Source organism: Winogradskyella sediminis (genome assembly GCF_003387355.1).
Taxonomy (GTDB): Bacteria; Bacteroidota; Bacteroidia; order Flavobacteriales; family Flavobacteriaceae; genus Winogradskyella; species Winogradskyella sediminis.
The window spans coordinates 75,875-98,484 of the sequence record NZ_QUNH01000001.1; the positions used below are offsets into that span (position 1 = coordinate 75,875).

Annotated in this window: 22 protein-coding genes and 1 pseudogene; 4 read left to right on the forward strand and 19 right to left on the reverse strand. The window is 33.0% G+C overall.

Going from position 1 to position 22,610, the window contains the following annotated elements; genetic code table 11:
- Positions 1-21 precede the first annotated feature (21 nt).
- The 3 genes from C8N41_RS00355 to rsgA form a co-directional block, all read right to left on the reverse strand.
- Positions 22-1,893, reverse strand: coding sequence for a DUF3857 domain-containing protein (locus C8N41_RS00355; RefSeq protein ID WP_249033206.1), 1,872 nt, complete (start codon positions 1,891-1,893; stop codon positions 22-24).
- A 256-nt stretch (positions 1,894-2,149) separates the two neighbouring features.
- Positions 2,150-2,602 carry a D-aminoacyl-tRNA deacylase gene (gene dtd, locus C8N41_RS00360; RefSeq protein WP_092446653.1) on the reverse strand — a complete coding sequence of 151 codons (453 nt, stop codon included), beginning with the start codon at positions 2,600-2,602 and terminating at the stop codon, positions 2,150-2,152.
- Between the two features lie 45 nt (positions 2,603-2,647).
- On the reverse strand, positions 2,648-3,601 hold the full coding sequence (gene rsgA, locus C8N41_RS00365; protein ID WP_115837688.1) for a ribosome small subunit-dependent GTPase A: 954 nt from the start codon (positions 3,599-3,601) through the stop codon (positions 2,648-2,650).
- 84 nt (positions 3,602-3,685) lie between these two features.
- Here rsgA and C8N41_RS00370 point away from each other — a divergent pair, with 84 nt between their 5' ends.
- Positions 3,686-4,165 carry a hypothetical protein gene (locus tag C8N41_RS00370; protein WP_092446651.1) on the forward strand — a complete coding sequence of 160 codons (480 nt, stop codon included), beginning with the start codon at positions 3,686-3,688 and terminating at the stop codon, positions 4,163-4,165.
- A 53-nt stretch (positions 4,166-4,218) separates the two neighbouring features.
- Here the strand turns inward: C8N41_RS00370 and C8N41_RS00375 are convergent, their stop codons facing one another.
- Genes C8N41_RS00375 through C8N41_RS00390 form a run of 4 tightly spaced genes read right to left on the reverse strand, consistent with a single transcriptional unit; the run spans position 4,219 to position 8,187 of the window.
- Positions 4,219-5,301: a bifunctional 3-deoxy-7-phosphoheptulonate synthase/chorismate mutase type II gene (locus C8N41_RS00375; protein WP_092446650.1), complete on the reverse strand. Its 1,083-nt coding sequence runs from the start codon at positions 5,299-5,301 to the stop codon at positions 4,219-4,221.
- Between the two features lie 21 nt (positions 5,302-5,322).
- Complete coding sequence (locus C8N41_RS00380) at positions 5,323-6,174, reverse strand: prephenate dehydrogenase (protein WP_115837690.1); 852 nt, start codon at positions 6,172-6,174, stop codon at positions 5,323-5,325.
- Between the two features lie 46 nt (positions 6,175-6,220).
- Positions 6,221-7,363 (reverse strand): pyridoxal phosphate-dependent aminotransferase, encoded by a 1,143-nt coding sequence (locus C8N41_RS00385; protein WP_115837692.1) that lies wholly within the window; start codon positions 7,361-7,363, stop codon positions 6,221-6,223.
- On the reverse strand, positions 7,360-8,187 hold the full coding sequence (locus C8N41_RS00390) for a prephenate dehydratase (RefSeq protein ID WP_115837694.1): 828 nt from the start codon (positions 8,185-8,187) through the stop codon (positions 7,360-7,362). The genes C8N41_RS00385 and C8N41_RS00390 overlap by 4 nt, the downstream gene beginning before the upstream one ends.
- A 362-nt stretch (positions 8,188-8,549) precedes the next feature.
- Between C8N41_RS00390 and gldA the strand changes: the two genes are divergently transcribed.
- On the forward strand, positions 8,550-9,443 hold the full coding sequence (gldA, locus tag C8N41_RS00395) for a gliding motility-associated ABC transporter ATP-binding subunit GldA (protein ID WP_092446646.1): 894 nt from the start codon (positions 8,550-8,552) through the stop codon (positions 9,441-9,443).
- A gap of 104 nt (positions 9,444-9,547) precedes the next feature.
- On the opposite strand, the gene C8N41_RS00400 is transcribed toward gldA, so the two are convergent.
- The 11 genes and pseudogenes from C8N41_RS00400 to C8N41_RS00450 all read right to left on the reverse strand — a co-directional run bounded on the left by C8N41_RS00400 (position 9,548) and on the right by C8N41_RS00450 (position 19,271).
- On the reverse strand, positions 9,548-10,297 hold the full coding sequence (locus C8N41_RS00400) for a head GIN domain-containing protein (RefSeq protein ID WP_092446645.1): 750 nt from the start codon (positions 10,295-10,297) through the stop codon (positions 9,548-9,550).
- 48 nt (positions 10,298-10,345) lie between these two features.
- A complete protein-coding gene (locus tag C8N41_RS00405) occupies positions 10,346-11,437 on the reverse strand; it encodes an acyloxyacyl hydrolase (protein ID WP_115837696.1) in 1,092 nt (363 codons plus the stop codon).
- Between the two features lie 298 nt (positions 11,438-11,735).
- Positions 11,736-12,024 (reverse strand): annotated as a pseudogene (locus C8N41_RS00410) (ferredoxin).
- On the reverse strand, positions 12,024-13,073 hold the full coding sequence (locus C8N41_RS00415; RefSeq protein WP_115837698.1) for an NAD(P)/FAD-dependent oxidoreductase: 1,050 nt from the start codon (positions 13,071-13,073) through the stop codon (positions 12,024-12,026). Before C8N41_RS00415 ends, C8N41_RS00410 begins: the two are co-directional and overlap by 1 nt.
- A gap of 3 nt (positions 13,074-13,076) precedes the next feature.
- A complete protein-coding gene (locus C8N41_RS00420; RefSeq protein ID WP_115837700.1) occupies positions 13,077-13,655 on the reverse strand; it encodes a precorrin-2 dehydrogenase/sirohydrochlorin ferrochelatase family protein in 579 nt (192 codons plus the stop codon).
- A gap of 2 nt (positions 13,656-13,657) precedes the next feature.
- Positions 13,658-14,437 carry a uroporphyrinogen-III C-methyltransferase gene (gene cobA, locus C8N41_RS00425; RefSeq protein ID WP_115837702.1) on the reverse strand — a complete coding sequence of 260 codons (780 nt, stop codon included), beginning with the start codon at positions 14,435-14,437 and terminating at the stop codon, positions 13,658-13,660.
- Between the two features lie 10 nt (positions 14,438-14,447).
- On the reverse strand, positions 14,448-16,535 hold the full coding sequence (locus C8N41_RS00430) for a HEPN domain-containing protein (protein ID WP_115837704.1): 2,088 nt from the start codon (positions 16,533-16,535) through the stop codon (positions 14,448-14,450).
- An 87-nt stretch (positions 16,536-16,622) separates the two neighbouring features.
- Positions 16,623-17,243, reverse strand: coding sequence for a phosphoadenosine phosphosulfate reductase domain-containing protein (locus C8N41_RS00435; RefSeq protein WP_092447796.1), 621 nt, complete (start codon positions 17,241-17,243; stop codon positions 16,623-16,625).
- Positions 17,240-17,335 (reverse strand): DUF2061 domain-containing protein, encoded by a 96-nt coding sequence (locus tag C8N41_RS17205; RefSeq protein WP_262507951.1) that lies wholly within the window; start codon positions 17,333-17,335, stop codon positions 17,240-17,242. Before C8N41_RS17205 ends, C8N41_RS00435 begins: the two co-directional genes overlap by 4 nt.
- 287 nt (positions 17,336-17,622) lie before the next feature.
- Complete coding sequence (locus tag C8N41_RS00445; protein WP_092446639.1) at positions 17,623-18,033, reverse strand: RrF2 family transcriptional regulator; 411 nt, start codon at positions 18,031-18,033, stop codon at positions 17,623-17,625.
- A gap of 32 nt (positions 18,034-18,065) precedes the next feature.
- Positions 18,066-19,271, reverse strand: coding sequence for a polysaccharide lyase family 7 protein (locus tag C8N41_RS00450; protein WP_249033207.1), 1,206 nt, complete (start codon positions 19,269-19,271; stop codon positions 18,066-18,068).
- Positions 19,272-19,691: 420 nt separating this feature from the next.
- On the opposite strand from C8N41_RS00450, the gene metK reads away from it, so the two are divergent.
- A complete protein-coding gene (gene metK / locus C8N41_RS00455) occupies positions 19,692-20,945 on the forward strand; it encodes a methionine adenosyltransferase (protein ID WP_115837706.1) in 1,254 nt (417 codons plus the stop codon).
- A gap of 125 nt (positions 20,946-21,070) precedes the next feature.
- On the opposite strand, the gene C8N41_RS00460 is transcribed toward metK, so the two are convergent.
- A complete protein-coding gene (locus C8N41_RS00460; RefSeq protein WP_115837708.1) occupies positions 21,071-22,003 on the reverse strand; it encodes a dihydrofolate reductase in 933 nt (310 codons plus the stop codon).
- 295 nt (positions 22,004-22,298) lie between these two features.
- On the opposite strand from C8N41_RS00460, the gene C8N41_RS00465 reads away from it, so the two are divergent.
- On the forward strand, positions 22,299-22,595 hold the full coding sequence (locus C8N41_RS00465) for an isoamylase early set domain-containing protein (RefSeq protein WP_115837710.1): 297 nt from the start codon (positions 22,299-22,301) through the stop codon (positions 22,593-22,595).
- Positions 22,596-22,610 lie beyond the last annotated feature (15 nt).

Genomic DNA, 22,610 nt, shown 5'->3' on the forward strand with positions numbered 1-22,610 from the left:
TTTGTTAGGTTATATAGTTTATTAGGCTTTAATTAATACAATTTTACTCTTATCGTTCTTTACAATTTGCTTTCTAAAGTCTCTAAATGCTTTATAATCTTCCTTTGCGTAGTTACCCTTAAGCAATATATACGTGCGAGTGTATTTTAACTTATTATTCTCTAAGGTTTCTATCTTAAAACTATAGGTACCAAATTGCGATTTAATTTCTTTAGCATCCGTCATAGCTTCAACCTTTAAACCTAGAGGTAATTGTATGATAAACTCATCGGTATCTTTGAAGGAACGGTCTATTTTAAATTCTAATTTACGATCAATATATCTTGAAGGAATTGTAGTTACACGATTAAACATATTAGGTTGAAAAATGAGTCTATCTCCACTTTTTGAAGCGTAATTAGTTGCCGATAATTTTACATTTTCGCTAAGTATAACTGTGTCTTTATCATTAACAATATCTATATTTTCAATGGTAATATTGTTAATATTGTCCCAGTAGTTTTTGTAATAATTATGCTGGTCGCGTTCTGTTTTATTTTCAATACCCTCATGGAGACTGTATTGAAAACCTGTAGTTTTAACATTCACATCTGCTGTAAAGCCTCCTGCGTCATCCATAATAATATTGGCAATTGTGTTTTGTACACTTTCATCGGCTTCATATCTTTTGGTTCTTACGATCTCTCCACCTTCTGGCTTTACTAATAATACCACTCTATCATCCGTGAAGCCTGCTGAAAACCCAAAAGGATTGGTTTGACTAGTACATTCTAAAAATATGTTTTCACCATCATTAGGAACACATAAAATGGCGTGATTACCTTGTGCCGATGAAAATTCATCATCTATATCTAATATACTTCTACCTCCATATACCAGTGTATAATACGATGGCACATCTACAGCTTCTAACAATGCCTTGGTATAATTTGTTAAACCTTTACAGTCTCCGTAACCAAGAGTATTAACATCGTCTGCTAACATAGGTTTCCAGCCTCCAATACCAATTTGAACACTAATATAACGGGTTTTATCTTGCATGTATTTGTAAACAATTTTTGCTCGTTCAATCTTGTCTTCTACACCTTCTGTTAATGCCTTAACATCATCGATAGCTGATTGAGGTAATATATCTGTACCTGTAAGCAACTCACCATACACCCATTTTCCAAAATCTTTCCAATTTGTATTCACACCTTCTACACCATTCATATTAAATTTAGTTAGTGCTGGCTTAACATTGGGTGTAAAGGTGACCAAAGAAGGGCTATAGGACTCATAATTAACACCTGGCAAATTTTTAATTGTAAAATGATTTTCTGAAACTTCAACCACTTGATTATTATCAATATTCTCTTTTTTTATTTTTAAAGGAATTCCTGAATGATTTTCAATTTTATATTCCGCATGTTCAATTCCTAAGAAATACCCAGTTACAGGTCTCCACTGAGGGATAAAAGCAGTAGTGTTATGGCGCACTTCTGAAATAAATTCTATGGTATACGGATAACTTATAGGAGTATAATCGTAATATTTAATACGACTATCAGAATACAAGGTTCCACCACTTACGGCACTATTATCAGTAAAATCATTTTTCTTGATTTTTCTTATTTCGTTACCTGCACTGTCGTAGATTCTAGCTTCAATAGTCTTTATACTAGAATTATCACTATAAAACTCTAAGGAGTTTGCATGTTTATCTCCGTACTTATTATAAATACTAACAATACGTTTAGTATGCACCACCATATCATCAATAGCATTAATTTCGATCCTTTGGTTATCATATCTAACTATAGCATTTACTTTAGTCATTAAATCTTGTGGAGCCAGTAATGCAATGTAGTTATCTGGTGTTTGCGAAAAGCTGAAAATTGATAAAAAAAACAAACAAGAAAAAATGTTGACTTTTCTAGATAAAGGACTAACCATGAGATAGTTTTAAGGTGTTAAGGTCATCCAATATATGAAGGAAAATTAATACACTAAAACTTTTCTTTAACTTTTTTTTCACATATTATAACTCCTCAATATTCATAATACATACAACTATAAAGAGTTTCTAAATTTTATTCATTCTAGATAAGAGGTGAAATTTTAGTCTAATAAAATGAGAACAATAATTGCCAATTTTTAAATATAATTTTTATGCTCTCTGCTTAGAATCTATTATTATAGTAACAGGACCGTCGTTAACCAAATGAACTTTCATATCTGCTCCAAATTCTCCAGTTTGGATGGATTTACCTAGACCATTTTGAAGTGTTTTTATAAACTCATTATACAACGGGATAGCAATATCTGGTTTGGCTGCTTTAATATAACTTGGGCGATTTCCTTTTTTAGTGCTTGCATGAAGTGTGAATTGACTCACTAATATAACATCTCCATCAATAGCTTTTAAAGATCTGTTCATTAAACCATTGTCATCTGGGAAAATTCGAAGATTGCCTATTTTATTACAAAGCCATGAAATATCTTCTTGGTTATCTTCATTTTCTATACCTAATAAAATTAAAAGTCCTTTATTAATTTTCGCGACAACTTCCTTATTAATAATTACTGAAGCTTCGGAAACTCTTTGTATTACTAATCTCATAATTATACCACTTAATTCAACTCTATCAAGACGACCACCTCTAAATTATTGTATCTCGTCCCAATTATCGGTTCTGTAATGTTCATCTTCCCCTTCTAAAATTTGCAAGTAACTTTTATATCTCGAGTAAGAAATCTCATTGGCCTCTAAAGCCTCTTTTACAGCACACTTTGGTTCTTTAATGTGAATACAGTTGTTAAATTTACAGTCTTGCTTTAACGCAAAAAACTCTGGAAAATAATCACCAACTTCTTCTTTTTCCATATCAACCACTCCAAACCCCTTAATACCAGGTGTATCAATAATAACAGCATCGAAACTTAAGTCAAACATTTCTGCAAATGTAGTGGTATGTTGCCCTTGACTATGTTGTGTGGATATGGCTTTTGTTTTTAAATCTAATGATGGTTCAATAGCATTTACTAGAGTAGATTTACCAACACCTGAATGGCCTGCAAACATGCTCACTTTACCTTCCATCAATGCCTTTACTTTATCAATATTTTTTCCTGTGGTCGCAGAAATACCGATACATTCGTACCCAATATCTCTATATATACTTGCTAAGTATTTAACCTCTAACAAAGTATCTTCACTATATGTATCAACTTTATTAAACAGTAAAATTGTTTTTATAGAATATGCTTCTGCGGTAACTAAAAAGCGATCTATAAATGTGGTAAATGTTGGAGGGTTATCTATAGTTACCAATAAAAATACTTGATCGATATTAGACGCAATAATATGCGTTTGCTTAGATAGGTTTACCGACTTACGAACAATATAATTAGTTCGCTCTTCAATTCGTGTAATTACTCCTGTGTCTGTATTATTCTTGGTTTCTAATTCAAACTCTACTTTATCGCCAACAGCAATTGGGTTGGTACTTTTAATACCATCCAGTCTAAAACGGCCTTTAATTCTACACTCATAGAATTTACCATTTAAGGTTTTTACAGTGTACCAACTGCCCGTAGATTTATATACTGTTCCTGTCATTAAGAATATTTAAACAATAACAAAGGAAAACATTTTATACCAAAAATCATTATTTTGCGACCTTAATCAAACAATTTACTTATTATGAAAAAAAATTTATTATTTATCGGGTTACTTGTTGGTGGCTTAATTTCGTTTTCATTTGTTAATGGAGACAAACCTACTGCTCAAGTTGAGTATAAGGTTGTAACTGTTGTAGAATCTATTGTACCAAATGGGTTTGGACGCTCTAGAATGATTTCAGCAAACGAAACAAAAGACTATAGAGACTTTACGACAACTAGATCTGACGATAAAGATAAAGATGAAAAAAATAAATCTAAAAGAGACGAAATTAGAGTAAAAGACTACGAAGAGACTAAACTTTTAAATTTTTATAATTTAGGTGGTATCCGTTTTCAAAATATTGCTGCTAACGATGCGGTAATGACCTCTAAAGTTAATGCAATGATTGCAGAAGGCTGGGAGTTAGCTTTTATTAATACAGGAGTTGAAAGTGAAGGCGGAAAAGGTGATGGCAAAGGCATTTTTATTACCCGTTATACATTTAAGAGATCGCTTTAATTTTGGCAATACACTAAAATAAAAAAGGCTCGCAAATTGCGAGCCTTTTTATTTTAACCGTTTATAACCTTTTCTTGATGTACAATTGATTCTTGATGAATCGCTTTAAACATTCTTAAAATAAATTCTTCACTCAGTCCTCTTTCATCTCCTTCTAAAACCATTTTTCCTAAAATCTCGTTCCAACGTTTACTTTGTAGTACAGCAACATTCTTTTGCTTTTTAAGCGCACCAATGCCATCTGCAACCTTCATACGTTTACCTAACAACTCAATAATTTGATTATCTACAACATCTATTTGAGCTCTTAAATTATTAAGTTCGGAATTGTATTCAGCCTCAGGATCTGATTCTTTTCTAATTTTTAAGTCTTTCATAATTTGAACAAGACTACTTGGTGTTACCTGCTGTGCAGCATCACTCCAAGCGTTTTCAGGATCGAAATGTGTTTCAATCATTAAGCCATCAAAATTAAGATCTAGAGCGGTCTGAGAAACTTCTAAAATCATATCTCTATTTCCTGTGATGTGAGAAGGATCATTTATTAATGGTAAATCTGGAAATCTATTCTGAAATTCTATAGCCAATTGCCATTCTGGAATATTTCTATATTTAGACTTTTCATACGTTGAAAAACCTCTATGTATAGCACCCAAATTTTTAATTCCGGCAGAGTACAATCTTTCAATACCACCTAACCATAAGGATAAATCTGGATTTACTGGATTTTTAACTAACACAATTTTATCAGTTCCTTCTAAAGCGTCTGCAATCTCCTGCATTATAAATGGGCTTACTGTAGAACGTGCTCCAATCCACAATAAATCTACATCATATTCTAAAGCCAATTTAACATGCGCTGCATTGGCAACTTCGGTACAGGTTTTCATTCCTGTTTCTTCTTTTACTTTTTGCAACCATTTTAGACCTAGAGCTCCTACTCCTTCAAAATTTCCTGGTCGTGTTCTTGGTTTCCAAATACCTGCTCTATAGTAATTAACGTCTGTATCTTTAAGCTCGTGTGCTATTTTTAAGACTTGTTCTTCGGTTTCTGCACTGCAAGGACCTGCAATTACTAATGGATGATCTAAATTCATATCATCCAACCACGTTCTCATTTCTTTCTTGTTTTCCATTTTTATTTTTATTCTTAATTACTATTGTATTCCGTTTAATATGTCTTTTATGTGATTTGTTTTTTCCATTTCATCATAGACGGCCTCAAAATCACAATCTTCCATCAATTGTTTAAAATGTTTTAAATTATCTATATACTCATCTAAAGTCTCAATAACGTTAGATTTGTTCTGCTTAAAAATTGGCGCCCACATAGCTGGCGAACTTTTAGCCAAACGTACGGTACTTGCAAACCCACTACCTGCCATATCAAAAATATCGCGCTCATTTTGTTCTTTGTCAATTACCGTTTTTCCTAACATAAATGCACTGATATGCGATAAGTGCGAAACGTAAGCAATATGCTTATCATGAGCCTTAGGATTCATATACCGTATTCTCATTCCTAAATCCGCAAACAACTTTAATGCTTTTTCTTGAAGTTTAAAGGCAGTTTCTTCCACTTCACAAATTATATTTGTTTTGCTTTTAAATAAATTGCGAATGGCAGCTTTTGGACCAGAATGTTCTGTACCAGCTATAGGGTGTACCGCTAAAAAATTTCGTCTTTTAGGATGTGTTCTTACCACATCGCAAATATCTTCTTTGGTTGAACCTGCATCAAAAACAATGGTTTGATCTGACACAAAATCTAAAACTTTGGGTAAAACCGCTAAAGTGGCATCCACAGGAATGGCTACAATAACCAAATCAGCTTTTCCTAAATCTTCAAAATTAGCCGACTGATCTACAACCTTAAGTTGTATAGCTTCTTCAATGTGCTTCTCACTGTTATCTATACCAAAAACAGTACATGTTGGATATAATGTTTTAATATCTAATGCAAAGCTTCCGCCAATTAACCCAACTCCTATGATAAAAATATTATTCACTTTTTATATTTTAATAATCACTCTAATTTGTGACAATAACTATTAACTACACTCTCGCTACGGCTTCTTCTATTATTTCTTCTGAAGCACATAATGAAAACCTAACATAACCCTCTCCATTACTACCGAAAACAGTACCTGGTGTAATAAAAATAGAATGTTCTTTTAGTACTAAATCTGTAAATTCTTCGGACTTTAAATGCGCTGGCAATTTTGCCCAAACAAACAATCCGGAGACATGTTCATCGTATGTACAATTAAGTCCTTTGGCCAATTTCCAAACTAACTCCCGACGTTTTTGGTACACACTATTTAGACTCTTAAACCACATTTCTGAGCATTTTAAAGCTTCTATCGCTCCCTTTTGTATACCATAAAACATACCAGAATCCATATTGCTTTTAACTCTTAAAACGGCATCTACAAAATCGTAATTACCCATTAACATTCCTACACGCCATCCTGCCATATTAAAAGTTTTACTCAATGAGTTTAACTCTAAACACACGTCTTTAGCGTCCTTGTATCTTAAAATACTTATAGGTTTATCATTGAGAATAAAACTATAAGGGTTATCATTCACGATTAGAATATTGTGTCGTTTTCCAAACGCAATAACTTTATCATAAAACTTATTGGTTGCATTAGCTCCTGTAGGCATATGCGGATAATTAATCCACATAATTTTTACACGCTTTAGGTTTAAGCGCTCTAAAGCCACAAAATCTGGTTCCCAATTATTTTCTTCTTTAAGATCATAATAAACTGGTTTAGCCTCTAAAAGTTGCGTTACTGAGGCATATGTAGGATACCCAGGATTGGGAATTAATACTTTATCTCCTTTATTTAAAAAGGCCATAGAAATATGCATTATACCTTCTTTGCTTCCCAATAAAGGTAACACCTCTGTTTGTGGGCTTAAATTTACCTGATAGTGGTTTTTGTAGAAATTTGAAATGGCTGTTCTCAATTCAAGCAAACCTTGGTAACTTTGGTATTGATGCGCTTTTTCTTCTACTAGACTATCTTGAAGCAACATAGAAGCTTTAAAAGGTGGCTCTAAATCCGGACTACCAATTCCTAAATTAATAATTGGCTTACCTTGCGATTTTAAAAGTGCGACTTCCCTCAACTTTTTAGAAAAGTAGTATTCCTCTACATTTTGTAAACGTTTTGCAACTTCTATCATAGTTTGGCATTTTTATATTCTCCCAATATTTTAAAATTTTCAGCCATTAAACCCATAATGGATTTGGCTTTCTCATAATCTTTATAATCTATAAATGTAACATCTACAAAAAATGCATATTTCCAAGGTGTATCTATTTTTGGTAAAGATTGTATCTTAGTAAGATTCAGTTTGCAGTCGCTCAACACATTTAATATTGCTGCTAAACTGCCACGTTTATGATCTAACTCAAACTTTAATGATGCTTTATTGATTCCATTGTTATCCGTATGGTTATTTTCGCGTCTAACAATTACAAAACGTGTTTCGTTATGTGTTATAGTTTGAATACTTTCTGCCAAAACATGAAGTCCGTATAATCGCGCTGCGTTTTTACTTGCAATCGCTGCAATGCCTTTAATATTTTGTTCGGAAATCTGCTTAGCCACATCTGCTGTATCTTTAGCTTCTACCAATTTAATATGTGGGTATTCTCTAAAAAACACTTTACATTGTAATAAAGCCATAGGATGTGAATGCACTTCTAAAATCTCTTCAATTGTTTGGTTCTTCAAAGCCATTAAGCTATGCTGTATATCTAAATAACACTCACCTACAATACTCAAATTGTGATTATCAATTAGCGCATAATTAGGTATAATAGAACCTGCAATAGAATTTTCTAAAGCCATTACAATATCATCTGATTGGTTATTGAGTAATGTATCGATAACACTATCAAAACTCATGCATTCTACCACATTAGCTTCAACATTAAAATAATGCTGTACAACTTCATGATGAAATGATCCCTTAATTCCTTGTATTGCTATTGGTTTGCCCACAATTTATAATTCTCTTTTATCGCTTTTAAAATCAGCTTAACATTCTTCAACTTTTAAAAGTTGACATAAAAAAAAGTCTCGATTAAATCGAGACTTTAAAACTATATTTTTAAATAAAACATACTCAGTCTCGTTCCTTTAGCTAAAAAAGAAATAAAACCAGTTATAATATGCTCTAGATATGTTCATATTCATTTTCCACACCAGTGGAAATCTTTAATTATGTCGCTAATGTAATTATTATTTTTGCAAATCAAAATTGTTGCCTTGTTTTTTTGGAGTTAATTCTATTATTTTAAAGAATTAATAATAATTGCAATACAATATTTGGAAATACCTATTTTTGAATAAATTATAACCGTATGTCAATCGAAGTTTCAAACATAACCAAATTATATAAAGATCAGAAGGCACTTAATAACGTTTCTTTTAAGGTAAATGATGCTGAAATTGTTGGTTTTTTAGGCCCGAATGGAGCGGGAAAATCAACTATGATGAAAATCTTAACCACCTATATAAATGCGTCTGACGGTTCTGCTATTGTAAATGGTTTTGATGTAAACTCTGATAAGAAAAATGTACAAAAGAGTGTTGGGTATCTGCCCGAACACAATCCGCTTTACACCGATTTATACGTTAAAGAATATTTAAATTTCAACGCCAACGTTTACGCCACCCCAAAATCGCGTATAGATAAAGTCATAGAATTAACCGGTTTAAAACCCGAAGCACATAAGAAAATTGGCCAGCTCTCTAAAGGCTACAGACAACGTGTTGGTTTAGCGAATGCTTTATTACACAATCCTGATGTTTTAATTTTAGATGAACCTACCACAGGTTTAGATCCTAACCAACTGGTAGATATTAGAAACTTAATTAGAAATATAGGAAAGGAGAAAACTGTGTTTTTATCAACTCATATTATGCAAGAAGTTGAAGCGATGTGCGACCGTGTCATCATCATTAATAAAGGAGAAGTGGTTGCTGACAAATACCTAAAAGATCTACGAGAAGGCCAAGAACAAATTGTAATTGTTGAATTTGACTATAGAGTTGAAGATGCCTTCTTACTAAGGCTACCTAAGGTAAAAAGTGTAAAAAATATACACAATTTTGTATATGAAATCACTTTTTCGACCAAAGAAGATATGCGCTCTCACGTGTTTGATTTTGCACATGATAATGAATTAAAAATTCTACAACTTAATCAGAAGAATGCAAGTTTAGAAAGTTTATTTCAAGAACTCACTAATTAGAATAGAAACTGTACACAGAAGTCTTTTGAGCTGTTATCCTTATCTACACTAAAACGTCTGGAAGCGCTTTAGCTTATAACTAGCTTTAAAAGAAAGCATTATTGCTATTGAAACAACAATTGCCCTGTATAAATACGTTCAACATCTACCATTGTTGGCTCATTAACAGAAATTAAATCACCTGTACCACTCAGGCTTCCAGTTAAGGTTTCCTGTGGATTTACAATTATATCATTACTACCACGATGATAAACTTGAACATTTTGAGCTATTAAATTTTCACCTTCAAAACGACCGTCACCAGAATAAAATCCAACAAACAAATCCTCTACAGCTCCATCAATGTAATAAAACGAAAGGTTATTAGATCTAATATTAAGCGTCTCTGAATTTATTTGAAGTCTAAAATCTCCCACTGTAAATTCATTTTCTGCATTATAATCTTCAGACAGTAAACTGAGTATATCATAATTTAAAACACCATCTGAGGAAATGTTGTATTGTGTAGACGATCTAATTTCTGTCAGTGTTGGCGTTTCAACATATATTTTAGTAATACCATACTCTCTAACAAAGTTGCATGAATTACTATCAGTTAACACCAATTGGTCGCCTAAAACTTCTACCTTAACATCGTTCATTAAATTTTGACCAGTTTCAACAGTAACTTTATAGTTTGGAGCCTCTTTTATAATCACTTCGATATCTCTATGAACAATAATACGTTTAAAACTTGGTACAGTGATAGCTTGCTGAATTAAGTTTCCTGAGGTTTGAAAACAATCGTTAGCATCTTCACTATTACAAGCAAAAAGCATAAAAAACGTAAAAACGCAAATATGTATTCTTTTCATATTACTTTAATCTTATGGGATATCGATACTCTTAAAGTTTATGGGCTTTTATAACCTTACACCCACTCCAAATTCTACGGCTTCTGCCTTTGCAGCATGTGATTTTAAGGTAACAGCAGCAAATAACTTTTTCCCGAAATACCGTTTTAAACCAATTCTTATATAAGTTCTACCTTCAAAATCGTATGGATAATATATATAATAACCCAATTGTGTTTCTATCGATATTTTATTTATAAATAATTCGTGTCCTAAAAATAGTCCCACACGTTTATAATCCTCATCTCCACTAACTTGTTCTTCAGGAAATGCAACCGATTCGTAATAAATTAATTCCTTTAAAAAGTTTGAAAAAAACATGTCTGCTCCAAATTGGATAGCACTAAGATGGCTTAAGCGTTTATCAGCATATGCAGATACGACATAAAATGGAAACTGCCCACTTCCGATAATATCACTTTCATTAATTCCGGTTCTAAACGCAAGGTTATATTTCACCTTTTCTGTAAACTTCCCGTTTTCAACTACATTTTTATATTCAGGATCTTCCATATCTAAATGATAAGTTACTCCCAAATTAAAAGCTATAATATTAACACTAGTATTAGGTGCTTTAACATTGGCATTAGAACTATGAATTAAAGACAAACCTGTTTGCAGCCCAAAACGATTAAAGAGTCTGTCCTTCTTATAATTCACCATTAAATAAGTGGAGCTTAAAATATCAGATCCAAATGCTATATTCTTTGGGTTTTCAATTTTATCATATGGATGGGTTGAGTACACCAAGCCTTGTCCAAGTCGTAACATTAAATTTCGCTTAAAAAAATAGAAATTGTAATGTGCGTAAAGCCCTATATTAGTCCCTAAAATTTCGTTTTTTAAATCTTGATAAATAAAAGACGCTCCATAATCTGGATAGTTAAACCGCTGTTGCCAAGCTTGGTTACCAAACGTTTTTTGGTTCCAACTAAATATAAAACCTTCAGGATGCCCCTTTATTAAATGAAGAATACTATTATTATGAAGGGCTATATTGCCTCCAAAATAATTGAGATCAAAATACGTACTATGCTTTTTTTCTTGTCCATAGAGTACTACAGAGAAGAATATAATAATGGTACATAATAGATTTCTCATTGGCAATTATTGAGGTGCTAAAATAGTCAATAATTACAATTAGAAGCCTATATCAGCGCTAAGCTTTATATAAATAAAGTAGCGAATAATGATATCGCTGTTAGAGCCAATAGTTGCAATACAAATCTAAAATCTGATTTATATTTGTTTAATATTTTCATGATAAAGGGCTTAATTCTACGGTGCAAATATCTCACTAAATACAGACTCTTTTGTTAATTAAAACCTAAGAAATTGTTACGTATTTAATTTGATCTTAAGATTCTAGATCCAACACTATTTTTAAGTTATTTAAAACCTATGACACCGTAATCTGACAACTCAACCGGCTATTCTCTATAACATTAAAAGCTTCAGATAACATAGCTTCCTCCTCACCTTCCATAGCCGCTAAGTTATGCGTTGAATTGATATAACATTGGCATGAAGCCCACATGGCCATACCACCACAGTTACCAATTGTACCCTCTCGCACCTAAATCATAGGAGCGTATAACTCCCATGACATTCATGACCAAATCAGTAGGTTCCAAAAAGGTAGATAAATTACCATTTCTGTCCGTAATAAATAAGGTAATACCTTGCATTACACAATTGCCTTAACAACTGCCTTTGGTGATTCTTTCCGTGAACCATCGAATCCATTTACTCCACTAACTGTAGTGTATTTTAAAACAAATTTCTTTCCTGGGTTAAGTCTTTTATAAGCGGATTGACACATTAAGGTTGCTTCGTGAAAACCACAAAGAATTAACTTTAATTTTCCTTCGTAAGTATTGACATCACCTATGGCATAAATTCCCGGAATATTAGTCTGGTAATCTAATGTATTTACCTTAATGGCATTTTTTTCTATCTCAAGTCCCCAATCTCCAATAGGTCCCAATTTTGGAGATAAGCCAAAAAGCGGTATAAATGCATCTGCTTCTAAAACCTTAGTGTCACCATTTTTAGTAACAGCGACTCCTTCAATTTTATCCTCTCCATATAAACCTGTAATTTCGGCTGGAGTAATAATGTTTATTTTATTAAGCAATTTTAATTCTTGGACGCGTTCTACAGAATCTAAAGCCCCTCTAAATTCATTTCGTCTATGTACTAAGGTTACTTCTGAAGCCACATCTGCTAAGAAAATACTCCAGTCTAATGCAGAGTCGCCTCCTCCTGCTATCACTACTTTTTTATCGCGATAAACTTCTGGATCCTTAATAAAATATGCTAAGCCTTTGTCTTGGTACTTATCTATATTTTCTAATTGTGGTTTTCTAGGCTCAAAACTACCTAAACCACCAGCAATAGCTATAATTGGAGCGTGATGCTTGGTGCCTTTATTTGTTGTAACAATAAAACTACCATCTTCTAAAGTTTCTATAGTTTCTGCACGTTCACCGAGGGTAAAACCAGGCTGAAACTGCTTGCCTTGTTCTAGCAAATTTGAAGTTAAGTCTCCTGCTAAAATTTCTGGAAACCCTGGAATATCATAAATCGGTTTTTTGGGATACAATTCGGAACATTGACCACCAGGTTGGGGCAATGCATCAATTAAATGGCACTTTAATTTTAACAATCCAGCTTCAAATACTGTAAATAAACCTGTTGGTCCTGCTCCTATAATAAGTATATCTGTTGTAATCATATTCTACATTTTTTCGACTAAACCTTTAGTGAATTCGTTTAATTTTTCAACTTTTTGTTCAAAGTCTCCTTTAATTGTTTTTCTGTATATATTGAGATTCTTTACTAAATCATCGATATTTTCTGGTATTACATCTTCAAAAAACTGACGTAATCGTTTTGCTGTTGTTGGTGATTTACCATTAGTAGATATGGCTACTTTAACATTGCCCTTGGTGACAATTCCTCCCATATAAAAATCGCAATATGGTGGATTATCTGCTACATTTACCAGCTTATGTTGTAACCGACAATCCTTGTAAATCTGAATATTAATTTCGGGTTGATCCGTTGTTGCAATGACCATATGATGCTCTTTTAAATAGTCTGTTTTATAAACGTCTACAACACGATTTACATCTCCTCTATCCGCGATTTTAATTGTTTCTTCTCTGTACATTGGCGCCACCATAGTAACGTTGGCATCTGGACTAGATTTTAATAGAAAGGTTAATTTTTCTTCTGCTACATAACCACCTCCAACAATGAGTATCTTAAGGTTTTTAGGCTTTAAAAAAATGGGATATAAATTATTTCGTTCCATTGTTAGGCTATTTGCTTCTGTGTGTTATACTGCGCCAAATTCGCTTTATTATAAATATCTGTTAAATCTACGCGCTGATTTACTACCTCTCCAATTATGATAATAGCAGGATTAGAGAGCTGCTTTGCTTTAACAATAGATTTGATATTAGAAATTGTACCAATACCAACATTCTCATTAGGTCTAGTACCATTTTGAATTATCGCAATAGCTGTCTCAGACTTCCCCTCATTTGAAAATATTTGGACAATTTCTGAGAGCTTACTCATACCCATTAAAATAACGACGGTCGCTGTAGATTGAGCAGCCAAAGCTATATCCCCTGAAATTTGATGTGATTTTGTAGTACCTGTAATGACCCAAAAACTTTCAGCCGCATTGCGTTTAGTTAAAGGAATACCTTGATATGCAGGGACTGCTGCAGACGATGAAATACCAGGCACAACAGCAACTTCTATCGCATATGCTTTAGCATAATCTAGTTCTTCTGCACCTCGACCAAATACAAAAGGATCACCACCTTTTAACCGCACTACGTGGCCAAATCTTAATGCGCGTTCTACAATTAACTCGTTAATTTGATTTTGTTGGTAAGCATAACAGCCTTTTCGTTTTCCAACAAAAATTAATTCAGTATGTGGTGATGCATATTCTAATAATTCAACATTCACTAATGCATCATATAAAATTACATTAGCCGATTTTATTGCCTTAATCGCTTTTACAGTAATTAAATCTGTATCTCCTGGTCCTGCTCCTACTACGGTTAATTTTGGTGTCATACTCCTATCTTTAATTCACAATCTTAGTATCTCTAAAAGCTCTAAGACGTTTTAAAAACTCCTCTGCGGCGTTTATATAATTACTGGCAAAATCCTTAGTTGGAGGATAAACTTTAATTTGATAAACAATATCAGAAAATGAGCCTCCTAAATCTATTTTATGAGTGTCAACAAATAGTTCATCAAATTGTTTAATGATACCAGCTTGTGTGTTGGTACTTATATTTTCTGAAAGTAAAATGGCTTTGGCCGAATTTACCATTGAACGATATGCTTCATATATTGCACTTGAATACACGCTATTATTATATGCGGTTTTAGATTCTTGAATTTTTTCTTCACTTTCTAAAAACAATGTGGCAATTAAATCGATAACTACACCAGCACATTCTCCAACTCCTATGGCTTTTACATATTGCTCATTTGTTCCCCAATCTATAAAGTCGTCTTGCGTTAAATTATCCGTATTCGACAAATCGGTTAATAAATGGTAAAAATACTTTTCCCCTTTTTCGTTGTAATAGTCTACAAACTGCTTTCCCTCAGCATGGGTTTCAAAATCATCTAATATTCTACGTAATGCTTCTGGACCTCTTCGACTTGGAATTTTAACCACTTTATCAGCGAAATACGCCTTGCCGTTACCTAAATTTCCACCGCCTAACAAAACTTGTAATGCTGGAGCAACTAGCTTATCTTTTGTACGGATAGACATCCCTTGAAAACCGATATTTGCCATATTGTGTTGCCCACAAGCATTCATACATCCACTGATTTTAATTACCAAATCAGAATTTTCTAGATATTGTGGATACTCTGTTTTTATAACACGCTCAAGTTCTTGGGCTATCCCAGTACTACTTGCAATCCCTAAGTTACAAGTATCAGTACCAGGACATGCTGTAATATCTACAGCTTTATTATAACCAGCCTCTACGAAGCCCAACTTTTTTAACTCTATATAGAAAAACGGTAACAAATCTTCTTTTACAAAAGGAACTAAGATGTTTTGCCGCAAGCTTAACCTAATTTCACCAGCTGCATATTGCTCAACTAAATCAGCCAATAAACGCGCTTTGTCGGTGTAAAAATCTCCTAATAAGACCTTAATTCCTATAGCCACATAACCGTGTTGTTTTTGAGGAATTACATTGGTAGATTTCCATAAATTATAGGCCTCAATATCTTTAATTTCAACATTTGGGGCAGTGACCGTAACCGGTTTAGAAACCTTGTAATTAGCATCATCAATAGTGACGGATTTAAAGGCTATGGCATTTTGCTCCTCTTCAATCAAAATTTTAAAAGCCTCTAATCCAATATCCTTTAATAAAAACTTTAGTCGTGCTTTCGCTCTACTTTTGCGCTCTCCATAACGATCAAATACTCTTAATACTCCCTCCATTAAAGGGATTATTTTATCTGATGGAAGAAATTCGTAAAACAAATCGGCATGTCTTGGTTGTGATCCTAAACCACCACCCAACATCACTTTAAATCCTTTAACTCCATTGTTAATTTTGGCAATAAAACCTAAATCGTGCATATAAGACAACCCTGTATCTTCCTCTGAAGCTGAAAAAGAAACCTTAAATTTCCTTCCCATTTCTTGACATATTGGGTTTCGTAAAAAGAACTTAAATAACGCGTCTGCATAAGGAGATACATCAAATGGTTCGTTAATATCAATACCAGCTGTTTCACTTGCGGTAACGTTCCTTACGGTATTACCACATGCCTCTCTAATTGTAACCTCATCGCGCTCTAATTCGGCCCAAAGTTCTGGAGTTCTATTAATATCTACGTAATGTATTTGAATATCTTGACGCGTAGTAATATGTAAACGACTTCTAGAATACTCATCTGAAACTTCAGCTATACGACGCAATTGATGACTTAAAACTTTACCATATGGCAATTTAATTCTAATCATTTGCACGCCTTCTTGACGCTGACCATAAATGCCTCTAGCTAACCGTAAGCTTCTAAATTTTTCCTCGTCAATTTTTCCATTTCGAAAAAGCTCAATTTTATGTGCTAATTCAAGAATATCTTTTTCAACTACTGGATTTTCTAATTCGGTTCGGAAACTTTGCATAATTTTAAATATATTATTCCTATAGATTTTATAGGATTTTAAAGCATAATTATATAGCTATTGGTAGCCTCTTTTATTTTCATTTATTTATTGAAAATGTATACCACATTCTCTATTGAGAAGTGCTTTTATAGGATCGAAATAATAGTTATTTTTAGCTAAGTTATTATCTTCTATATATTTATCTAAATCTGCATCACTCCAATAGTAAAACGGGCTCACTTTAAGAATACCATCTTTGCTATAACTTAAAATGTCTTTTTTGTCCCGATATTCCGTTTGTCTTACTCTAATATTAGTAAACCATACATCTGGATTTTGCTCTTTTAAGGCTCTTCTAAAAGGCTCTAATTTCACAGCTTCAGAAAAAATAGCATGGTTATCATCTTCTAAACTTGGCAATCCTATTGTAGAATCAATTTCTTCCTTGGTATATAGACTTTGATATTTTAGAATATTAAGATTATACTTTTTAATTAAATGATCGGCATGCTGGTAAGTTGTTGGTTGGTTGTACAAGGTATCGCACCAAACCACTCTTATATCTTTATCTAGTTTAGACATTGTACTTAACAAAACAGAAGAATAAATTCCGAAACTTGTGGTTACGATTCTATTATCTGATAGCCGTAATGCCCATTCCGCAATTTCATCGGGAGTTTTATCTCTCAATTTTTTGTTCCAAACGTCAATATCTATGTTAATCATTTTTTCCATTTTATTTTAGTCCATGTGCGCTCGTTATAAAAATAAAGTACCTTTTTAGACACGATTTCTATACCTCCGATTATTAATGCCAAAGCTCAAATACCTGTAATCTATTAAGAAATTGTTACCGTAACTAATGAATTACAAGTCTTCTTTCTTGTTTTTACCATGCTTCGCTTAATATTTTATTGAGGTGTAGAAGCCCCCTTTATTTATTTTATAAAAACATACCTCTACTTGTAATACGCATCATATTATTACTATTAATTTCCTAACACTACTACCCTATAGATTTAATAGGATAATGCAAACATATAAATTTATTATAGTTTAGAGCCTATTTATTTTGAAAAAAAAAGATTAAAAAAATAAGAATGTACTAATTAGACAAATCGGCCAAGGTTGTATTTCTGAATATTTCTAAAGTATTATCTCGAACCTGAAGCATTAGTTTATTTACTGCACAGGTCTCTTCATCTATACAATCGGCGCATTTTTCGTAAAAATTTAAGCTTACACAAGGCACCATTGCAATCGGTCCTTCTAATAGGCGCATCACAGTGGTCATCGGAATTTCTTTAGGATCCTTTAATAAATAATAACCACCGCCTTTACCCTTTTTTGAGCCGAGGATACCGTTTTTTCTTAGTGTAAGTAAAATACTTTCTAGAAATTTTCGAGATATATTCTCTGATGTGGATATCGTAGATATCTGAACAGGTTGCCTATCTTCTTGTCGTGCTAGATGCACTAAAGCTTTAATTCCGTATTTTGTTTTCTTTGACAGCATTATGCTATTATAAGTATTTTAAAATCGTTATGCTAATTTGTAGTGTGTGTTTTTTCTAAAGCATAAAATGTTGCTTGTACGTAGTCATCATCCTCTCCAGAGTTGTTTCCTTGATACACGCCTGCTTTAAAATACATATACTGTCCACCAACATTAAAACCACTGTTAACCATATTTACTGTTTCAACAATATCTGGTTTTCCTTCTCTACTAATTGTCACTGTTAAAACATCAGCAACCACCTTAATATTATAAGTAAAAACTTCGTTCAGCGCAATGCCGTCAGAAGGATTAGACGCACTACTACTTCTAGATCCAATCATTTCGTACCATTGTTCCTCACCATTTCCATCGGTAGGTTCGTGAGCAAAATAAATTGAACCCAATGTATTGTTCACCAATTTTCTATAATAAATACGTACAGGTTCGTCATTATTAGCGTGGATCTGCCCAATGATGACTCTACCTTGGTGATTACTATTTCCTGTAGTAGTTACATGGTTTACGGCAAGCGTAGCAGTCATTTCTCCATCATAACCTGCCGCAGCTAATTTATCTGTCTCAGGTGCAGAGCCAAATACCCAGTTATTACCATTGACTCCTTGCGTACTAATGCTAGTATTTGTACCTCTAAGCATTTCGCGAAGTTCTACTCTGGTATAACTTGTATTTTCTGAAGTTCTAAAACCATCTACGGGACATTTAAACACCATACCTCCATCTTCTGCAGTGTAAAAATAGTTGGAATTTTCATAGTTGTTATTTATTTGACTCACCGTTATTGTGGTCGCTGTACCATTTCCTTGATCTTCAGGAATACTTAAATTCCAAGTTGATAAATCGAAATTTTCTGAAGGTGATTTATTAGGGTCTAATTCACCTAAACCTTCTTCAAATGCTCGTTGTGTCACGGTAAGTTGTCTTGATACACTGCCACCTGAAACCGTTACAACTCCTGAACGGTTACTTTCAGTTAAATTCTCGTCTACAGAAATTGCAATCAATCCATTATTAGTTCCACTATTTGGTGTTGTAGAAATCCAACTAGAATTATCTTCAACCATCCACTCTAAATTAGAGATTACATAAATAGACTGGGATTCACTATTTGCAGAAAATTCTGAAACTGCCGTTAACTCCAAATTCTCTTCAACAACCTCTTCATTAGAATCGTTAGAACTACAATTAAATAAACATGTCAATATGACAAGAGGGAATAGAATATACACTAGTTTCATAACTCGTTTTTTACAAAAATAACGATTAAGGACCATAGAAACTTAAAAAACATCGATTTAGAAACAGCTCATTTTCAAAAACTATACTTCAAATTAACCACCAAGTAAACCTTCTAGTCTCTATTGCGATTATGATAAGGAAAGATATCTCTTAAACGTCATAATTAATATAAGCTTCCAAAATAATTCAAAAACCAAATTAAATCATAAAAAAACTGAAATAAAATTGCTTTCAATATAATTTTTCTACTTTTGTACCTTCAAATTTGAGAGGAAAAATTTGTTCTGATTGCAACCTCTGACGCTGAATTAACTTCAGCTGAAACAAAAAATGCTAAAGCAGTAAGGATACTACTTCTCTAGCGACCAAGCAATCTAAAATTTTTCGTTGATTAAATATAACCTAAACAAATAGGACTTATGCCATATTTATTTACTTCAGAAAGTGTATCTGAAGGACACCCAGACAAAGTAGCAGATCAAATTAGTGATGCTCTAATCGATAACTTTTTAGCTTTCGACCCAGAATCTAAAGTTGCATGTGAAACCTTAGTAACCACAGGACAGGTTGTACTTGCAGGTGAAGTAAAATCGAACACCTATCTCGACGTGCAAAAAATTGCAAGGGATACCATAAACAAAATTGGGTATACCAAAAGCGCCTATATGTTTGACGGTAATTCTTGTGGAGTATTTTCTGCAATCCATGAGCAGTCTGAAGAGATTAATCGTGGTGTAGACAGAGCTACTAAAGAAGAGCAAGGTGCTGGTGACCAAGGAATGATGTTTGGTTATGCCACTAACGAAACGGAAAACTTTATGCCTTTGGCTTTAGACTTATCTCATAGGATATTAAAAGAGTTAGCAGAGCTGCGTCGTGAAAATAATGATATTACCTATTTACGTCCAGATTCTAAAAGCCAGGTTACTATAGAATATAGTGACGATAATGTACCACAACGTATTGATGCTATTGTAGTGTCTACACAACATGATGAGTTTGATACTGATGATGTAATGTTAGCCAAAATTAGAAAGGATATTATCGACATTTTAATTCCTAGAGTCATCGCTAAATTACCTGAACATATTCAGCAATTATTTAATGATGATATAACCTATCACATTAACCCAACGGGTAAGTTTGTTATTGGAGGACCACACGGAGATACAGGTTTAACTGGTAGAAAAATTATTGTTGATACCTATGGAGGAAAAGGGGCACACGGAGGTGGTGCTTTTTCAGGAAAAGACCCAAGTAAAGTAGACCGTAGTGCAGCATACGCAACCAGACATATTGCTAAAAATTTAGTTGCAGCAGGTTTATGCGACCAAGTTTTAGTACAAGTTTCTTATGCTATTGGTGTTGCTAAACCTATGGGTATTTTTATAGATACCTATGGTACTTGTCATTTTAATTTAACAGATGGTGAAATTGCTAAAACAGTTGAAAATTTATTTGATATGCGACCAGCTTTTATTGAAGAGCGTTTAAAGCTACGTCAGCCAATGTATAGCGAAACTGCTGCATATGGACACATGGGGAGACAGCATGAAGTAGTGCGTAAATCATTTGAACAACCTAACGGTGAACCTATAACTTTAGATGTAGAATTATTTACATGGGAAAAGTTAGATTATGTTGATAAAGTAAAAGCTGCTTTTGAAGTTTAATTGGATTATCGCAATACAAATCAAAAAAACACCCTAACTTCTTTCAAATTTAGGGTGTTTTTTTGGCTGTCATTTTAAGAAAAACAAATACTGTAAAAAACAAATACTGTATAAATTTCATTTTCTTATATCTTTAGATATGTTATAAATGAAAATGCATAAGCATGCTTTTCATCAGCATCGTGTGTAGTTCTACTAACCTCTTGCCATTTTGTTTTATCTATTTCTGGAAAAAACGTATCGGCATTATCAAACTCGGCGTGGACACGTGTTATTTCAAGCTTATCTACTAAAGGCATTGCTTGCTTGTAAATTTCGCCTCCGCCAATTACAAACGGTTGTTTATCAGATCTAGCTGCATCTAATGCATCGTTAAGCGAATTTACAACAATAACACCACTCGGCACTTTATAGTCGGTTTGTCTTGTAATAACAATATGTGTACGATTTGGCAACGGTTTTGGGAAGCTTTCAAACGTTTTTCTCCCCATTATAATATGATGCCCATTTGTTAAAGATTTAAAGTGTTTAAGGTCATCACTGAGATGCCAAATTAAATCGTTGTCTTTACCTATGGCATTATCCTCGCCTGCTGCTACGATAATCGTTAATTCAGATGTCTTTTTTTTTTGATGTGTATCGGTTTTGTCTTTCACTTCTGTATAAGCTTGGGTTTGTGCAATTTTAGTTTCTTCTTTGATTAAATTTTGTTTTAACTTTTCTATGCGATTCTCTTGTTGGCTCACCAATTTTTCTAACTGTTGTTTCTCCCAATCTTTGCCCATAAATTTATGCGTAATAAACACACTAATAAAATGGTAGATAAACAGAAAAAACCAAACTAAGATAGCATACACAAACCAATCAACTCCAGCAGGTCTAAATGTTTCTCCAATTTTTAAAACCGTGTTTGCTAGTATTAAAAATAAGGCACCAATTAAAAAAATGACAAAGTGAATATATAAACGCTTCTTTTGTTTAATACGTTTTTGCGCATTTTCAATGAGCTCTAACTGGTCTTTATCTATTGTCGTTGCTTGCTTCTTTTTGCCAAACATAATCGTGATTTAATAAGATAAAGATACTTGTTTTTTTAGAAAATTGTTATTGGGATTTCAAGAGATTAGTAATTCTTCTTCAATTAAAACGAAATAACTGATAATCAACAGTAAAGCAACACCAACTCCTGTTATTAATACAATAATTTAAGCCTATATATTTTATATTCTTAAACAAAAATTAAATCCTAGATTAAGAAATTGATAATTATTTAGTTTTTAAGGATTTAACAAAAATAATCATCGATTTCTTTTATACTTTTGTACTATACATAAATCTATATTTTATATCATTATGGCAATTAAAAAACAGTATTTAAAGAGTAAGCCCGTTTGTAAGGTAACATTTTCTGTACCTGCAGAAGAGGCAAAAAGTGTAGCGGTTGTTGGAACTTTTAATGAGTGGAATACTGAAGCTACTGAATTAAAGAAATTAAAAAACGGTACATTTAAAGGTACTCTAGATTTAGCAAAAGACGCATCTTACGAATTTAGATATCTTATAGATGGTACGTATACTAATGATGATCAAGCGGATTCTTATGCATTTAACGCCTATGCAGGAGAAGAAAATTGTGTTATCACTTTATAAGACATCGCAATTAAA

Excerpts from the sequence above, each read along its gene's own strand:
- cobA (WP_115837702.1), bottom strand. The coding sequence starts at position 14,437 with ATGACACCAAAATTAACCGTAGTAGGAGCAGGACCAGGAGATACAGAT.
- C8N41_RS00430 (WP_115837704.1), bottom strand. The coding sequence starts at position 16,535 with ATGCAAAGTTTCCGAACCGAATTAGAAAATCCAGTAGTTGAAAAAGAT.
- rsgA (WP_115837688.1), bottom strand. The coding sequence starts at position 3,601 with ATGACAGGAACAGTATATAAATCTACGGGCAGTTGGTACACTGTAAAA.
- C8N41_RS00465 (WP_115837710.1), top strand. The coding sequence starts at position 22,299 with ATGGCAATTAAAAAACAGTATTTAAAGAGTAAGCCCGTTTGTAAGGTA.
- C8N41_RS00400 (WP_092446645.1), bottom strand. The coding sequence starts at position 10,297 with ATGAAAAGAATACATATTTGCGTTTTTACGTTTTTTATGCTTTTTGCT.
- C8N41_RS00385 (WP_115837692.1), bottom strand. The coding sequence starts at position 7,363 with ATGATAGAAGTTGCAAAACGTTTACAAAATGTAGAGGAATACTACTTT.
- C8N41_RS00415 (WP_115837698.1), bottom strand. The coding sequence starts at position 13,073 with ATGATTACAACAGATATACTTATTATAGGAGCAGGACCAACAGGTTTA.
- C8N41_RS00460 (WP_115837708.1), bottom strand. The coding sequence starts at position 22,003 with ATGTTTGGCAAAAAGAAGCAAGCAACGACAATAGATAAAGACCAGTTA.
- C8N41_RS00445 (WP_092446639.1), bottom strand. The coding sequence starts at position 18,033 with ATGCTGTCAAAGAAAACAAAATACGGAATTAAAGCTTTAGTGCATCTA.
- C8N41_RS00450 (WP_249033207.1), bottom strand. The coding sequence starts at position 19,271 with ATGAAACTAGTGTATATTCTATTCCCTCTTGTCATATTGACATGTTTA.
- metK (WP_115837706.1), top strand. The coding sequence starts at position 19,692 with ATGCCATATTTATTTACTTCAGAAAGTGTATCTGAAGGACACCCAGAC.
- C8N41_RS00420 (WP_115837700.1), bottom strand. The coding sequence starts at position 13,655 with ATGGAACGAAATAATTTATATCCCATTTTTTTAAAGCCTAAAAACCTT.
- C8N41_RS00435 (WP_092447796.1), bottom strand. The coding sequence starts at position 17,243 with ATGATTAACATAGATATTGACGTTTGGAACAAAAAATTGAGAGATAAA.
- gldA (WP_092446646.1), top strand. The coding sequence starts at position 8,550 with ATGTCAATCGAAGTTTCAAACATAACCAAATTATATAAAGATCAGAAG.
- C8N41_RS00370 (WP_092446651.1), top strand. The coding sequence starts at position 3,686 with ATGAAAAAAAATTTATTATTTATCGGGTTACTTGTTGGTGGCTTAATT.
- C8N41_RS00375 (WP_092446650.1), bottom strand. The coding sequence starts at position 5,301 with ATGGAAAACAAGAAAGAAATGAGAACGTGGTTGGATGATATGAATTTA.
- C8N41_RS00405 (WP_115837696.1), bottom strand. The coding sequence starts at position 11,437 with ATGAGAAATCTATTATGTACCATTATTATATTCTTCTCTGTAGTACTC.
- dtd (WP_092446653.1), bottom strand. The coding sequence starts at position 2,602 with ATGAGATTAGTAATACAAAGAGTTTCCGAAGCTTCAGTAATTATTAAT.